Below are 14427 nucleotides of genomic sequence, written 5' to 3'. Positions count from 1 at the left end.
TATTTTTGCAAATAAATAAGTTGTCCAACCACAGGAGGAAGTTATGAAGGATGAAAAAATAGTCTTGGTGGAAAATTTTGAAGATGGTGTTTCCCTCTTCACGATTAACAGGGAATCCAGACGCAATGCGATTTGCTCAAATACGGCTAAAACGCTTCAAGATGAATTTGCAAAGTTTGACATGTCTGAACAGCGGGTAGCTGTAATTACCGGAGCCGGTGTCGAGGCATTTAGTGCCGGCGCAGATGTGGACGACGTTCCTCAGCTCTGGCGCTGTATTCCAACAATAGGCATCAAAACCGAAAAACCTGTCATAAGTGCAGTATCCGGTTGGTGCGTCGGCGGCGGATTGGTCATGGCCATGATGAGCGATTTGGTTGTAGCAACGACGGATGCGAAATTCTATTACCCAGAAGCAAAACTGGGCCTTGCTCAAGGTGTTATAGCGGGGCTTGCAGCACGGATTCCACATAAAGTTGCGATGGAAATCATACTGTTAGCAAGGATAGTCGACGCTGAAAGAGCACAGAACGTTGGCTTGATCAACGAAGTCGTTTCACCAGGGCAGCACGTGGATCGGGCACTCGAGCTAGCGCGCGAGCTCGCTTCCATGGCGCCGTTAGTACTAAAACTTCTAAAAAGATTCGTCGTCAATGGGGTATTGCCGCGCGGACCTACCGAGCTTTTTGGCTTGGCAAGCGCGGATATCGACGAAATCGCTCAAAGCGAGGATATCAAGGAGGGATTTCAAGCTTATCGTGAGCGTAGAAAGCCTATTTTTCAAGGCCGATGAGCCTTAAAAGATTCAGCAAGTCCCACTAAGGACTTCAAGAGAACATCAAGCTCGAACAGAGCAAAAATTCAACTGGATAGACATACAGGTGTGACCGGCGCTCACCCGGTACACACTCGCTTGAACAATACGCAAATTATCATTGATTGGAGACATCATGGATTTTCGCAAATTTGTTGTAGGCATTACAGGCTTTTTTTTCTTTACCTCAGCCACACTGGCAGCAGCCAAATCCTTTCCTGATCGGCCAATTCGGCTGGTTGTGCCGTTTCCCGCAGGGGGAACATCAGATAGCGTGGCCCGCTTACTGGCCAAGGGAATGGGTGAACGTCTAGGCGAGCCCGTTGTTGTTGAGAACAAAGGCGGCGGCGGCACAATTATCGGCACCGACACCGTCGCGCGCAGCTCGTCGGATGGCTATACGCTGCTATGGATGACTCCTCCGTTTGCCATCAACGATACTCTATACAAGAAAATTCCATATAAAACACTAGAGGACTTTACGATGGTGGTGGATGTAGTCGAAGCCCCTGTCGTGATAATTGTCAGAAAGGACTCTCCTCTGAAATCAGTTAACGATATTGTAGAAATATCTAAGAAGGAACCAGGAAAATTAACATATGCATCATCTGGCGTAGGAGGAACGCCTCATCTTGCTACAGCGATGTTCACAAGTATGAAAGACATTAAGATGACACACGTGCCTTACCAGGGAAGTGCTCCGGCCGTCATGTCAACACTTGCAGGACAAACCGACTTGGTATTTGACACAATATTTCTAGCAATGCAGCAAATCAACGCAGGCAAAGCGCGGGCATTAGCTCAAGCAGGAAAGGAGCGCTCTAAGTTCTTGGCCGATGTTCCTACGCTTGATGAAGCAGGCTGGGCTGGCTATGAGGCCACTTCCTGGATGTCAGTTGGCGCTCCCGCAACCACTCCGCGCGAGGTCATTGATATTTTGCACAAAGCTGCCCAAGAGACCATCAATTCGACGGACTTCCAGAAACCACTTATTGATCAGGGACTCGTGATCGTAAACAAAGGTCCTGATGTGGCTAATAAACGAGTGAAACAGGAAGTTGCAAAATGGGGTGAAATCGTTCGTCAATCAGGTGCAACGACCAACTAAAGGAAATAATTATGTCGAATGATAAACAACAAGCACTCTCGGAGTCAGCTGGCCCACTGGCTGGGATCAAAGTCCTAGATCTCGGAACAATGATTGCTGGTCCGGTCGCGGGCACACTGATGGCAGACTTTGGTGCTGAGGTCATTAAAGTAGAACAGCCAGGTGTCGGCGATACAATTCGTGGCGTAGGTCCATTCTCAAAAGGCGAAAGTCTATGGTGGAACGTGGATGGACGGAATAAGAAATCTATCACGCTTGACCTGCGGCAAGCACGAGGACAAGAAATCTTGCGAAAACTAGTCAAAGAGGTCGATGTGGTCGTGGAAAATTTCAGGCCCGGCACACTTGAGAAATGGAATCTTGACTATGAAAATTTGTCGGGCGTCAATCCCCGCCTGATCATGCTGAGCGTTTCGGGATTTGGCCAGAGTGGACCACTTGCAAACCGAGCTGGATACGATAGGATAGGTCTTGCATTCAGTGGTGTGATGGGAATGACGGGATTTGCTGATCGCCCTCCGGTACGCGTTGGCACATCCATCGCTGACTATTCAACTGCATTAATGGGCGCCTTTTCCGTTATGATGGCACTATACTACAGAGATGTGCGCGGCGGTGAAGGCCAGCAGATTGATCTTGCGCTCTATGAATCCATGTTCCGATTCAGCGATTCAATGGTTGCTGCATTCGATCAGCTTGGTTTAATTCGGGAGCGCACGGGAAATGTACATTTTGGAGCGGCACCCGGAAGCACCTTTGAGACCTCCGATGGACGATATACCATCATGACGATATCAGGAGACACTCTTTTTCGACGACTGTGTATTGCAATGGAGAAGCAGGAAATGACTGACGATCCGCGCTATGCCAATCACGAGCTTAGGTTTGGTCACATTGAGGAACTAAATCAGATTGTTGCCGATTGGATGAAAAATACGCCAGCTCAACAAGTTCACGAGGCCCTGCAAGCCAATGGCATTCCCTTTTCGACTGTGTTAACCATAGAGGATATAGCAAAGCATCCACAATACAAGGCGAGAGAAAATATTGTGACTATCGAGCATCCAAAGTTAGGGCCCCTACGGATGCAAGGCATTGTTCCCAAAATGTCCCGAACACCGGGCAAGATTTCGAGTGCAGCACCCGCTGTGGGAGAACATAATCAGGAACTATACCGAAGGCTGCTGGGATATGGCATGTCGGAACTCGAGCAATTACGCACCGAACGTGTAATCTGAATTGTTTTTATAAGTCTGTCGGGGCTAGCAAAACAGCAGCCTCCGCAGACCGTTACCATTGCCAGACAATCGGCAAGCAAGAAATCCCCTCCTCCCGAATGGAATGCCTCTACGGAAGCTTTCTACGATGACTATGGAGAACACATATGCAAGACAGGCGCCCATCGACAGGTATCGCTCACCTCGATGCTCTTCAATTTTGCCAGGACTGGATTGATTTTTCCAAAAGGCATATGCTGGGCGCCCTGTTGTGCCTGGCAGCAAGCACTCAGAAAATTAACGATCCTTGAATATCCCCGATCCCGCCAGGCCTTATAATTGGCCTGTCTCCTCACCTGTTGTTTGGGTGATTTACCAGCCTTGACGGCTGGTTTTTTTTGCCTGGTGAGAACGGTGTATAGTGGTTACTTGAACAAGGAGATGTAGTGAATTTCTTTCAATGGGCTAATCAGCAGTTGACCCGGTCGCCTAATCTATTTGTTGGGAGGTATCGGAATGGGCCTCAATATACAATGCCGTCGGTGCAAGGCGATATATTCAAGTTTTATCTCAACAGTGGCGGCACCGTAACGGTGTATGAATCAGCGTTCGAAGCAGACCATTTCGCCCTTGATACCGCATTCCTGGAACTGTGCGAACAGAATAAGTCCCAGCATTTCAAAATCAATGATGAAGGTACATCGCTGGACAAACGGCCACATGGCAGCGTCCGAACGATGTCAAGCTGCGATCGCCAGACCCATGAGTTGGGATAGAAAGCGAAATAGACCCGTCTGAGGGAATGTAACTATTACCCAATTGGCCTCAAAGCGACTAAGCTTGTGCAACCTGCATCCAATTGGCTCGATCCAGCAGCCTGGCCCGGATAGCCTCCATTAAGGGGCCTTTGCGAACCACCGTGATACCACGGGATAGCCGGTCTGCCTTCAGTTGGCTTGCTGTGCTTCGGATCTGCTTTTGCCGTCGACATGCCGTACTGGCAAACCTTGTATGTCCAACCCTATCACACAATTTGCATTAACACTGAGCATCGACGGATCGCTTCTGCGTTGATGAAATATATAGATTCCACACTGTCCGCAGAAATAGTGTCGAGCTGTTCCTGTATTCCAGCGATACTCCCGCATCCCCTCCCGACCACCAGTGACGTCAAAGCTTTCCATTTGAACGGAAAGCATGAGGGCAGCGCGCTTGGAACACAACGTACAGTTACAGCTAACCACTTCATTAATGTCTGCATCGAATGCGAATCTGACTGCATTGCAGTGGCACGCGCCTATGTATTTCATGGTCATTCCATAAGAATTTATGTTGTGTACAACGAGCTGGATTTTAACAGTGCTAATTTTGAAATACAGCTGCCTTCCCACATGGGGCATAGGCGCGTGTTGTTGCTGGCTTCTGAATCTGTACCATCGCTGGCAACCTGGGTTTGTTGCTGTTACATAGTAGCCCCAAAAACAAAAACGCCCCGAAAAGGACATTAACGGGGCGGTGCCCAGTGGGTTCTCTTGAGCAGAGCCTGTGCACACATTCAAATTAGCACTTTGGGCTTGAGGGGGTCAATTTAATAAATGTTAACGCAAGGAAACGCCTGCGCCTGGGCTGCGGCCCCACAGGGCGGCAATAGATTACACTCTGTCGGCTGTGCAATCAATTACGGAACAATGATAAACGCCCATACGAAACGCCCCGGCCGAAGCCAGGGCAACGCAATGCATTCACCTATCCGTTTTTTTACTTATAACATTGCGTTTTGAAATATTACATGTTTATTACTGCATTGCTTATCAGGGGAAACGAGCACGAGCAACGTATGCAAAAAAGCCCCGGCCGTTACGACCGAGGCGAAAAGTACGATGGATAGGTGAATATCATTCGCACATCAGAATTCTATTGGGATACAGCTGAAAAGGCGATGAATTAGCAGTGAAGTTCACATAGCTTAATCATCTTAGCCTTAGCTGAGGTTTTATTTCGCACGTAGCAAAAATGCATCTTCAATAACTATCAGATCAATTGATCAAGGAACATTGAAAGCGGCCGCGACAGTGGTTAAAAAAAGCCGCCCCAGCGCTTGGAGCGTCTTATAAAAACATATTTATTTTGATACTATATTTTAGTATCATTTATTGCATAAAATCGAAGCATAGCAAAACCCTTCAACTGATCTTTTCGAGACCCACCCCAGCAGGAGTTAAATGGCTCGATCTGCTGACTCTTTTCACAGAACTTGGCGGCGAGGTAACAGAGCGAGAGGGATCAAGGGTCGCGATATTCCTGTTCGATCAAGTCCGAGTCCTACACAAGCCCCACCCCTCCCCGGACGTCGATAAAGGAGCAGTGGCAAGCATCAGAAAATGGCTTGAAGAAAACGGAGTTAAACCATGAACAACATTTTGAATATCGACGGCTACAAAGCCGTCATTTCCTTCGATCCCGAAACAGAAATGTTTCGTGGGGAGTTTGTCGACCTGAACGGCGGCGCAGACTTTTACGCCACCGATGTAGCGACTCTCAAAGAGGAAGCAAAAACCTCCTTGCGCATCTTCTTGGAAGAATGCGAGAGACGCGGCATTGAACCGAAAAAACAGTTCTCCGGCAAGTTCGTCCTACGCGTTTCTCCGGAAACACACCAAGCCGCTGCACTAGCGGCGCAGGCATCAGGAGTGAGTTTGAATCAATGGGCGGCGAACGTAATAGCCGAAGCTGCCGCGATTTAATAGCTCACTCGGCTAGGCCGTCTTGCCACTCCTTGTCCAGGGCAAAGATACTCGCGTCAAGCTCCCGTCGTGGCAAGGGAGATCGATATGCTGCGATAGCTGTGTTGATAGGAAGCCGGCATGTTCAGTCCGGCACATCGCTCATGGTTTTGAAAGAATTGGGTGGCTGGGAGACGATCGAAATGGTACAGAAGTATGCCCATTTGGATGTCGGTCATCTTGCCAATATGTCACGGCCAGCGAAATACAGTCACGATTTAGTCACGGTGGCGAAACAGACAACAAAAAAGCCGCTTAAGCAAGCGGCTAATTTATTGATTCTAAAAGCTTTCTCTGGTCCCCCCGGCTGGACTCGAACCAGCGACCAAAGGATTATGAGTCCTCTGCTCTAACCAACTGAGCTACAGGGGGTATCCATTATTTTGGCCGCCTGTCAGACTACCTTGTGTATAAAACACCTGACAGATGCGGCCAATTTCCGGCTTTTTTCTTGCTAACTACAATTTAAATGCGGCTGCGCTAGCGTCTAACTAACGCCAAGTATTTCTTCAAATACTCACGCGCGACCGGCAAATTTAATTACTGGTTTTCAAGAAAGCTTTTAAGTTTATCAGCTCTGCTTGGATGACGCAACTTGCGCAGGGCCTTGGCTTCTATCTGACGGATCCGCTCACGAGTTACGTCAAACTGTTTGCCCACTTCTTCCAGCGTCTGATCCGAACTAATGCCGATACCAAAACGCATACGCAGCACTTTGGCTTCGCGTGGCGTCAGAGAGTCGAGCACTTCCTTGAAGGCATCGCGCATGGAACCATACAGCGCATTGTCTGATGGCGCCAGTGTGGCATTGTCTTCGATGAAGTCGCCCAGATGCGAATCGTCATCATCACCAATCGGCGTTTCCATGGAAATGGGCTCTTTGGCGATTTTGAGGATTTTGCGGATCTTCTCTTCCGGCATATCCATTTTCTGCGCCAGTGTTGCCGGATCAGGCTCGGTGCCTGTTTCCTGCAAAATCTGGCGATTGATACGGTTCATCTTGTTGATGGTTTCAATCATATGAACCGGGATACGGATCGTGCGCGCCTGGTCGGCGATTGAACGCGTAATGGCCTGACGAATCCACCATGTGGCGTACGTAGAAAACTTGTAGCCACGACGGTATTCGAATTTGTCCACGGCTTTCATCAGGCCGATATTGCCTTCCTGAATCAGGTCAAGGAACTGCAGGCCACGGTTGGTGTATTTCTTGGCAATAGAGATAACCAGCCGCAAGTTGGCTTCGATCATTTCGCGTTTGGCTTTCTTGGCCTTGGCTTCACCGGTAACCATGCGCTTGTTCACGTCTTTCAGATCTTTGAGAGGCAGAACAACTGCATTTTCCAGGTCGATCAGTTTTTGCTGAATTTCATGGATATCAGGAATGGAGCGCTCAAGCGTTTCTGCGTAAGCAGCGTTCTTGTTCACTTCTTCCTGCACCCAGTTCAGATTGGTTTCCTGACCAGGAAATACTTTAATAAAGTAAGAACGTGGCATGCCGACACGATCCACGCAGGTATGCAAAATGGCGCGTTCGAGCTGGCGCACTTCCTCAACCTGGTTACGCAGCGTGTCTGCAAGGCGTTCGACCATTTTGGCTGTAAAGCGCACGCCCATCAGTTCCTCAAGAATAGCTTCCTGGGAGCGAATGTAATCTGGTGTACGGTAGCCGCCCTGTTCGTAAACACTGCGCATTTTGCCGAACCATTTTTCAACGGAGTCGAATTTTTCCAGCGCCTGTTGACGCAGCATTTCCAGCTGCTTGCTGCTCATGCCGCCGGCCGGGCCGTCGTCACTCTCGTCTTCTTCCTGTACGCCTGAACCGGCATATTCTTCGCCGTCTTCGGTGACCAGGCCATCAACGATTTCATCAATCTGCGCCTGGCCATCGCGAACGCGCTGGATATGGTTCAGAATTTCCTGAATCGTTGTCGGGCAGGCAGCAATGGCCATGACCATGTGCTTGAGACCTTCCTCAATACGCTTGGCGATTTCAATCTCGCCCTCACGCGTCAGCAGCTCGACCGTGCCCATTTCGCGCATATACATGCGAACGGGGTCGGTAGTGCGACCAAAGTCGGAGTCTACCGTGGTGAGCGCAGCTTCGGCTTCGTCTTCCACGTCGTCGTCGGAGGACGCTACGGGCGCGTTGTCGCTCAGCAGCAGCGCCTCTGCATCGGGCGCCTGGTCATAGACGGAGATGCCCATATCGCTGAAGGTGCTGATGATGCCGTCAATGGCCTCTGCATCTACCAGATCATCGGGAAGATGGTCATTGATTTCGCCGTAGGTGAGGTAGCCCCGTTCCTTGCCCAGCTTGATAAGCAGTTTGAGACGGTTCCGGCGCGCTTCCTGTTCTTCAGGCGAGACCGGGCCGCGACTTGATACCTCTTTGGCATCTTTCGCACCACGTTTGCCGCGCTTGGCCGGCTTGAAATCGGGCACTTCTTCTACTTCGCCATCTTCGGATTCGAGGAATTCATCATCTTCGTCATTGCTTTTGTTTTTTGACGGACGACCAGGCTTGCGGCCTGTTCCTACCTTGGGCTTGCGCTTCCCGGCTTTTTCCTGATCCAGATCGGTGTCGTCCAGATCGAAGTCCGTGTCATCCACGTCAGCTTTTGCCTGTGCTGTTTTGGACGCAGCCGTTTTGGCCGGAGCCTTTTGGGCAGCAGGACGGGCCGATGCCGTTTTGGCTGCGACCGTTTTTACAGTTTTGGCTTCTGCCTGCGCAGCTGTCGCCGTTTTGCTGGCCGGTGCCTTTGTCCCGGGTTTAGCCGAAGGCGCTGACTTGGTTACTTTTGCAGCAGTATCTTTCACATTCATTTCCGGTTTGGCGGCCTTACTGACTTTGCCTGAAGCCGCCGTTTTTTTCACTGAAGGACTTGCCTTAGTCTCTGCTGGCACCGTTTTGCCTTTTTTCAGGGCAGAACTGGCTGGTGCTGTGGTTTTCGAAGAAGACTTTGCGGTCACTTTCTTAACTGCTGTCTTCGAAGGAGTTGGTTTACTACTGGATTTGGTCATAGTCAGTTCCGGCAATCTCAGATCAACACAAACAAAACAAAAACAACAAAACCACGCACTGCTTCGCCGCTTGTTATTTTTTATTTAAGCAGCAAAAGGAGGCGCATATATAGAGACGAGCAAACTTTACATTATACACAAGTAATTTATAAAACCCTTATTTTAACAATCTGATACGGGCATTGATGGCCTTGTATCGTTCGCGATCCGCTGCTGTTTTCAAGCCGCCTGCCACCAGGTTTTCCTTATCCTGGTTCAGACGTTCGAATTCAATTTTGCGCAGCGCATCATTCCACTCTGCGACGGGGTCGGGTAAGGCATCCTCGTCGAAAGAGTCAATTGTCAGACCAGTCAGCATATTGGCTATTTCGGAGCCGGGTTCGGCGCGTTGTATGAGCGCCGCAAGGTGTGTTGCCTGAGTGGTCTGGGCAAATGCAATAAATTCCCTTACATAAGCAAATTGGGGGCTAAACCCCAAAACTTCAAGCTGCTGGTCGGTTATTTTATGAACCAACTCCAGATTGGAGGCCAGCAACTTGATGAGCCTGCGGGCCAGTGGCGTCACCTGACGGCCACCCCGACGGGTGCCGGCACGGCCGAAACGGGCCGATGGCTTGGGCTCAAACGACGCTGGCGCCGCATCAAATGGCGAACCAAATGGAGAGTTATCCTGGGTGGCTCCCTGGTTTTTGGCGGGCGCGTCGGGTAGCGCTTTTTGCCACTCCTGGCGCTTTTGGGCCGCTTCTTCAAAACGAGCAAGGTCGGTCAACAACTCGGCCGAGGTCAATGAGACCAGCTTGGCAAAGTCATTCTCGATCTGCGTTCGGATGCCCGAAGCCGGGATGGACGAGATCAGGGGCCGGGCCTCATGCAGGCAGGCTGCCCTGCCCTCGGCTTCGTTCAGATTGTGGCGAGAGGCCAGCTCTTCAAGCAGGAATGTGGACAACACGCGTGACTGCGCAAGCTCCTTGCGGAACGCTTCCGGACCCAGATCGCGCACAAAGGAATCGGGGTCGTGCTCATTGGGCAGAAACAGGAATCGCAAGGAGATATCGTCGCGCAGGAACGGCAAGCACACATTCAGTGCTTTCCAGGCCGCTCGACGGCCCGCCCCGTCGCCATCAAAGCTGAAAACGATGCGATCACTGGTGCGCAGCAATTTCTGAATATGGGTCGGCGTGGTTGCCGTGCCCAGCGTGGCCACCGCAAACCCGATGCCCTGCTGCGCCAGACCCACCACATCCATGTAACCTTCCACAACCAGCACGCAACCTTCTTGCCGGATACCCTGGCGATTCTCCCACAGGCCGTATAGTTCCTGGCCCTTGTTGAACACTGGGGTTTCCGGGGAATTCAGGTATTTGGGCTCGCCCTTACCAATGACCCGACCGCCAAAGCCGATCAGATTACCCTTCGCATTGATGATGGGGAACATGATCCGTTCGCGGAACCGGTCATAGCGCCGGCCATCATCGGACTCAATGACCAGGCCAGCTTCGGTCAGCAACGGGTCATCGTAGTTATCAAAAACCTGTTTTAGACCGCTGCGATCATGACCAGACCAGCCCAGCCCGAAGAGCTTGGCGGTCTTGCCGGTAATGCCCCGCTGCTTGAGGTAGGCAATGGCGTCCTGGCTTTCCCTGAGCAGCGCCAGATAACGTGCCTGGGCTTTCTCAAGTACCTGCTGGTGCCGATTGACTTCCGCCTTTTGTTCGCGCGCACGCACCTGTTGCTGTGGGCTGCGCTGCTCTTCAGGCACGACCATACCCACATTCGCAGCAAGAGACCGCACCGCTTCGGGAAACGAGGCCCCGGTGTGTTCCATAAGGAATGTGATGGCAGTACCATGCGCGCCGCAGCCAAAGCAGTGATAAAACTGTTTGGTGGGACTAACGGTAAAGGAAGGCGATTTTTCGTTGTGAAAGGGGCAAAGGCCGAGTAAATTCGCTCCGCCCTTTCTAAGTTGAACGTACTTGCCAACAACATCGACAACGTCGACCCGTGCCAGCAAGTCCTGAACAAAGCTGTCAGGAATCAACTGTACACATTAATACATGCGTGGAGGCAATTGCTGGCTACGGATACGTTTGTAGTGACGTTTAACCGCAGCAGCGTGCTTGCGTTTGCGCTCTGCTGTTGGTTTTTCGTAGAACTCGCGTGAGCGCAGTTCTGTCAGCAGACCGGTTTTTTCGATAGTGCGTTTGAAGCGGCGAAGTGCGGCTTCAAATGGCTCGTTCTCTTTTAAGCGTACGTTAGGCATGAATTGTAGGCGTGTTCTTTAAAATTGGAAGAAAAAATCTTGGATAATCAAGGATTCTAGCACAAAAGCTCAGGATTGTGTACCTTTTCTTACCCAAGCCTCCAGCTGATGGGGCCGCAAACTGTCGTAATCTTCAAACGGTTGGTGGATCCACGGATTGGTGGGTAGCTTTTCGATGTAATAATCGGGTTCTGCCTTGGCGTGGCCTTTCCACCACAAAACCGCAGATCGCAGCTCGGTAATGGCAGGATATTGCGTAACAAGGTGCTCCTGCACCCGGGCAAAGGTCAGCCCGGTGTCAACCATATCGTCTACTAGCAGTACCCGGCCATCGAGCGTGCCGCGGGTGATAGTAATGAATTTGGCGATATCCAGCTGGCCCTGCACGGTACCAGCCGCTTCACGATAGCTGCTGGTGGCAAGTATGCCCAGCGGCACGTCGAAAATACGAGACAGCACGTCGCCAACCCGCACCCCGCCCCGCGCCAGGCACAGGATCTTGTCGAATTTCCAGCCGGATTGATGAACCACCAGGGCAAGTCGCTCGATCAGCCGGTTATATTCATCCCAGCTGATCCACAAATGTTTGTCAGAATTTTCTGGCGCACTCATGTTCTGTTGTCCTTCAGTCTGGCTGGTCCAGGAACGGATGGCGACGCAAAATGGTTTCCATGCGGTCCGGCCCGGTAGAAATAATGTCGACCGGCACTTCGCAGATTTCTTCAATCCTTGTCAGGAAACGGCGGGCATTTTCCGGCAGTTTATCGTATTCTTTGACGCCAACAGTGGAATCGCTCCAGCCGGGCATGGTTTCAAGGATAGGCTCGGCCCTTTCCACCGCTTTGTAGCCATATGGCAACAAATCGATTTTCTTGCCGTCCAGCATATAGCCGGTGCACAGGCCAATGCTTTCCAGACCGTCCAGTACATCAAGCTTGGTGACACACAGGCCGCTGATGCCGTTGATGATGACCGAACGCTTGAGCGCGGCGCCATCAAACCAGCCACAACGACGGGGACGCCCGGTTACCGCGCCAAATTCATTGCCTACTTTGGCAATGCGGGCTCCAACTTCGTCCATCAGTTCGGTCGGGAACGGACCGGAGCCGACACGGGTCGTGTAAGCCTTGGTAATACCCAATACATAATTGAGACGCTGCGGACCCACACCGGCGCCTGCCGATGCCGCACCGGCAATACAGTTGCTGCTGGTGACAAAGGGATAGGTGCCGTGATCGACGTCCAGCAGCGCGCCCTGCGCGCCTTCGAACAGCAATTGCTGCCCTTCTTTCTCCGCCTGGTACAGCAGCGCGGAAACGTCGGCCACCATTGGCTTGATCACCGGCGCCAGCGCCAGCGCCTGGTTTTTCACCTCATCAAACGAAACCGCTTCGGCGCCCAGGTACTGGGTCAGAATGAAGTTATGGTACTCCAGCACTTCCTTGAGTTTTTCATCAAAGACGTCAAGGTCGTACAGATCCTGTACGCGCAGGGCGCGACGCGCCACCTTGTCTTCATAGGCGGGGCCGATGCCACGTCCGGTCGTGCCGATCTTGTTTTCACCCTTGCGGGCTTCACGGGCCTGATCCACCGCCACATGGTATGGCAGAATCAGCGGGCACGCCTCGGAGATGCGCAAGCGACTGCGCACATCCAGGCCGGCCGCCTCTAGCTCTTCAATTTCCTTAAGTAGCGCTTCGGGCGACAACACCACGCCATTGCCAATATAGCAAATGGCATGCGGGTGCATAATGCCTGACGGAATGAGCCGCAGGACGGTACGCTTGCCATTGATCCAGAGAGTATGACCGGCATTGTGACCGCCCTGAAAGCGCACAACACCCTGCGCTGACTCGGCCAGCCAGTCAACGATCTTTCCCTTGCCTTCGTCACCCCATTGGGTGCCAATTACCACTACGTTCTTGCTCATAAAAGTGACTTTGTACAAAAGTTCATCTTATTCCTGCCGAACAAATCAACAGGACCCGATTAGTTGGTACTTTTCAATACCCATTGACCGTTGTCGCAAACAAGCTCACGGTCGAAAACAAATTCATCAATACTTTGCGTGGTGCCCGGAAAAAACTGAACCACCACATTGCCTTCCTGCCGAAGCTGGCGAATTTTTTCGCCCAGCTCGGGCTCTGAACTCCACGGCGCGCGCACGGCCCGGGACGGTTCGGCCGGAGCCAGACCGGCGGAAACCTTGCGCAAATCCAGGCTGAACCCGGTAGCTGCACGCGCTCGTCCGAAGGAGGAGCCTGCATTGTCGTACCGGCCACCGCGAACAATGGCATCGGGCCAGCCGCGGCCAAAAATCGCAAAGCTGACGCCAGAGTGATAATCGTAGCCCTTGACGTCAGCCAGATCTATCCCGACCGCAGTCACATCGAGCGCATCAACCAGAGTGCGCAATGCTTGCAATGCGGCTCGGATGCCCGGCAAATCGGGCAAAGCCGAAGCCGCCTCGGCAAGCACCGTGACATCGCCATACAGCGACGGCAGACGAATCAGCGCAGCGGCAATATCCTCCGGCACACCAGAGGTGGCTTCAAATAGCTGCCGCAACCCGGGGACATCTTTTTCCTTGAGCAGCGACAGCACTTCGCCTGCCTGATCCTGCAGGCCCGCCGCTTCGATTAACGCGCGTGATACACCCGGATGATTCAGGTCCAGGCTGGCATTCTCTATACCTGCCAGGGCAAGGCTATCGAGCGCCAGCTGGATAATTTGCAAATCTGCTTCGTAGCCGGAGTAGCCATAAATTTCGGCCCCGATCTGCAGCAACTCACGATCTGCCAGCAAGCCCGAAGGACGCGCATGCAACACGCTGCCACAGTAACAAAGCCGAGCCACCCCTTCACGATTGAGCAAGTGCGCATCAATACGCGCTACCTGCGAAGTCATGTCGGCGCGCACGCCCATGGTGCGGCCCGAGAGCTGATCCACCAATTTATTGGTTTGCAGCTTAAGGTCGTGGCTGTTGCCGACGAATAGCGAGTCGGTATATTCAACCAGCGGCGGCGCGACCAGCTCAAAACCGCAGTTTCGATACAGATCCAGCATCGCACGACGCAGCTCTTCGATTCGACGCGCTTCTGCGGGCAGAATATCGGATAGATGTTCAGGGAGTAACCAGTTGCTTGTCGTCATGTCCGAAAATGGAGAAACCAAACAAAAATGCGATTCGGTTGCGTAAGCAGCCGAATCGCATTGATAAA

General features: G+C 51.9%; 14 protein-coding genes, 1 tRNA gene and 1 pseudogene. 8 read left to right on the top strand and 8 right to left on the bottom strand.

The genetic code is table 11. The annotated features are described in order from the left end of the window. Positions 1-43: 43 nt before the first annotated feature. The 4 genes from EV681_RS20380 (at position 44) to EV681_RS20365 (ending at position 3915) form a co-directional block, all read left to right on the top strand. Positions 44-793: an enoyl-CoA hydratase/isomerase family protein gene (locus EV681_RS20380; protein ID WP_130305030.1), complete on the top strand. Its 750-nt coding sequence runs from the start codon at positions 44-46 to the stop codon at positions 791-793. Positions 794-950: 157 nt separating this feature from the next. Continuing rightward, on the top strand, positions 951-1922 hold the full coding sequence (locus EV681_RS20375; RefSeq protein ID WP_130305028.1) for a tripartite tricarboxylate transporter substrate binding protein: 972 nt from the start codon (positions 951-953) through the stop codon (positions 1920-1922). An 11-nt stretch (positions 1923-1933) separates the two neighbouring features. Next, entirely contained in the window at positions 1934-3160 is a 1227-nt protein-coding gene (locus tag EV681_RS20370; protein WP_130305026.1) for a CaiB/BaiF CoA transferase family protein, read from the top strand. Positions 3161-3585: 425 nt separating this feature from the next. After that, entirely contained in the window at positions 3586-3915 is a 330-nt protein-coding gene (locus EV681_RS20365) for a hypothetical protein (RefSeq protein ID WP_130305024.1), read from the top strand. 171 nt (positions 3916-4086) lie between these two features. On the opposite strand, the gene EV681_RS22885 is transcribed toward EV681_RS20365, so the two are convergent. After that, positions 4087-4449, bottom strand: coding sequence for a GFA family protein (locus EV681_RS22885; protein ID WP_165393156.1), 363 nt, complete (start codon positions 4447-4449; stop codon positions 4087-4089). Positions 4450-5266: 817 nt separating this feature from the next. Here EV681_RS22885 and EV681_RS20355 point away from each other — a divergent pair. The 3 genes and pseudogenes from EV681_RS20355 to EV681_RS22745 all read left to right on the top strand — a co-directional run. Further along, positions 5267-5551 carry a type II toxin-antitoxin system HicA family toxin gene (locus tag EV681_RS20355; protein ID WP_242612334.1) on the top strand — a complete coding sequence of 95 codons (285 nt, stop codon included), beginning with the start codon at positions 5267-5269 and terminating at the stop codon, positions 5549-5551. Beyond that, entirely contained in the window at positions 5548-5883 is a 336-nt protein-coding gene (locus EV681_RS20350; RefSeq protein ID WP_130305020.1) for a type II toxin-antitoxin system HicB family antitoxin, read from the top strand. Before EV681_RS20355 ends, EV681_RS20350 begins: the two co-directional genes overlap by 4 nt. 113 nt (positions 5884-5996) lie before the next feature. Next, positions 5997-6114, top strand: a pseudogene (locus tag EV681_RS22745) (tyrosine-type recombinase/integrase); the annotation flags it as partial. Between the two features lie 103 nt (positions 6115-6217). Here the strand turns inward: EV681_RS22745 and EV681_RS20340 are convergent. After that, positions 6218-6294, bottom strand: a tRNA-Ile gene (locus EV681_RS20340). A 168-nt stretch (positions 6295-6462) separates the two neighbouring features. Next, positions 6463-8748 carry an RNA polymerase sigma factor RpoD gene (gene rpoD / locus EV681_RS20335; protein WP_423191227.1) on the bottom strand — a complete coding sequence of 762 codons (2286 nt, stop codon included), beginning with the start codon at positions 8746-8748 and terminating at the stop codon, positions 6463-6465. On the opposite strand from rpoD, the gene EV681_RS22880 reads away from it, so the two are divergent. Next, on the top strand, positions 8714-9034 hold the full coding sequence (locus EV681_RS22880; protein ID WP_128396322.1) for a hypothetical protein: 321 nt from the start codon (positions 8714-8716) through the stop codon (positions 9032-9034). The genes rpoD and EV681_RS22880 overlap by 35 nt on opposite strands. A gap of 69 nt (positions 9035-9103) precedes the next feature. Here the strand turns inward: EV681_RS22880 and dnaG are convergent, their stop codons facing one another. The 5 genes from dnaG to EV681_RS20305 form a co-directional block, all read right to left on the bottom strand. Then, on the bottom strand, positions 9104-10984 hold the full coding sequence (gene dnaG, locus EV681_RS20325; RefSeq protein WP_130305018.1) for a DNA primase: 1881 nt from the start codon (positions 10982-10984) through the stop codon (positions 9104-9106). Positions 10985-10993: 9 nt separating this feature from the next. Next, complete coding sequence (gene rpsU / locus EV681_RS20320; protein ID WP_014750883.1) at positions 10994-11206, bottom strand: 30S ribosomal protein S21; 213 nt, start codon at positions 11204-11206, stop codon at positions 10994-10996. A gap of 69 nt (positions 11207-11275) precedes the next feature. After that, positions 11276-11818 (bottom strand): phosphoribosyltransferase, encoded by a 543-nt coding sequence (locus tag EV681_RS20315; RefSeq protein WP_128396320.1) that lies wholly within the window; start codon positions 11816-11818, stop codon positions 11276-11278. A 13-nt stretch (positions 11819-11831) separates the two neighbouring features. Beyond that, entirely contained in the window at positions 11832-13136 is a 1305-nt protein-coding gene (locus EV681_RS20310) for an adenylosuccinate synthase (protein ID WP_128396319.1), read from the bottom strand. A 59-nt stretch (positions 13137-13195) separates the two neighbouring features. After that, positions 13196-14359, bottom strand: a complete 1164-nt coding sequence (locus EV681_RS20305) for an ATP phosphoribosyltransferase regulatory subunit (protein ID WP_130305017.1) — start codon at positions 14357-14359, stop codon at positions 13196-13198. Positions 14360-14427: the final 68 nt, after the last annotated feature.

The organism is Advenella incenata (assembly GCF_004217095.1).
Classification (GTDB): Bacteria; Pseudomonadota; Gammaproteobacteria; order Burkholderiales; family Burkholderiaceae_B; genus Advenella; species Advenella incenata.
The sequence above is the reverse complement of the archived record's forward strand: the minus strand, read 5'-3'. Positions and strand labels throughout refer to the sequence as shown.

What these genes read in the sequence shown, in the direction of transcription:
- rpsU (WP_014750883.1), bottom strand. Translation starts at nt 11,206, where the DNA reads ATGCCTAACGTACGCTTAAAAGAGAACGAGCCATTTGAAGCCGCACTT.
- rpoD (WP_423191227.1), bottom strand. Translation starts at nt 8,748, where the DNA reads ATGAATGTGAAAGATACTGCTGCAAAAGTAACCAAGTCAGCGCCTTCG.
- EV681_RS20370 (WP_130305026.1), top strand. Translation starts at nt 1,934, where the DNA reads ATGTCGAATGATAAACAACAAGCACTCTCGGAGTCAGCTGGCCCACTG.
- EV681_RS20310 (WP_128396319.1), bottom strand. Translation starts at nt 13,136, where the DNA reads ATGAGCAAGAACGTAGTGGTAATTGGCACCCAATGGGGTGACGAAGGC.
- EV681_RS20305 (WP_130305017.1), bottom strand. Translation starts at nt 14,359, where the DNA reads ATGACGACAAGCAACTGGTTACTCCCTGAACATCTATCCGATATTCTG.
- EV681_RS22885 (WP_165393156.1), bottom strand. Translation starts at nt 4,449, where the DNA reads ATGAAATACATAGGCGCGTGCCACTGCAATGCAGTCAGATTCGCATTC.
- EV681_RS20380 (WP_130305030.1), top strand. Translation starts at nt 44, where the DNA reads ATGAAGGATGAAAAAATAGTCTTGGTGGAAAATTTTGAAGATGGTGTT.
- EV681_RS20315 (WP_128396320.1), bottom strand. Translation starts at nt 11,818, where the DNA reads ATGAGTGCGCCAGAAAATTCTGACAAACATTTGTGGATCAGCTGGGAT.
- EV681_RS20375 (WP_130305028.1), top strand. Translation starts at nt 951, where the DNA reads ATGGATTTTCGCAAATTTGTTGTAGGCATTACAGGCTTTTTTTTCTTT.
- EV681_RS20350 (WP_130305020.1), top strand. Translation starts at nt 5,548, where the DNA reads ATGAACAACATTTTGAATATCGACGGCTACAAAGCCGTCATTTCCTTC.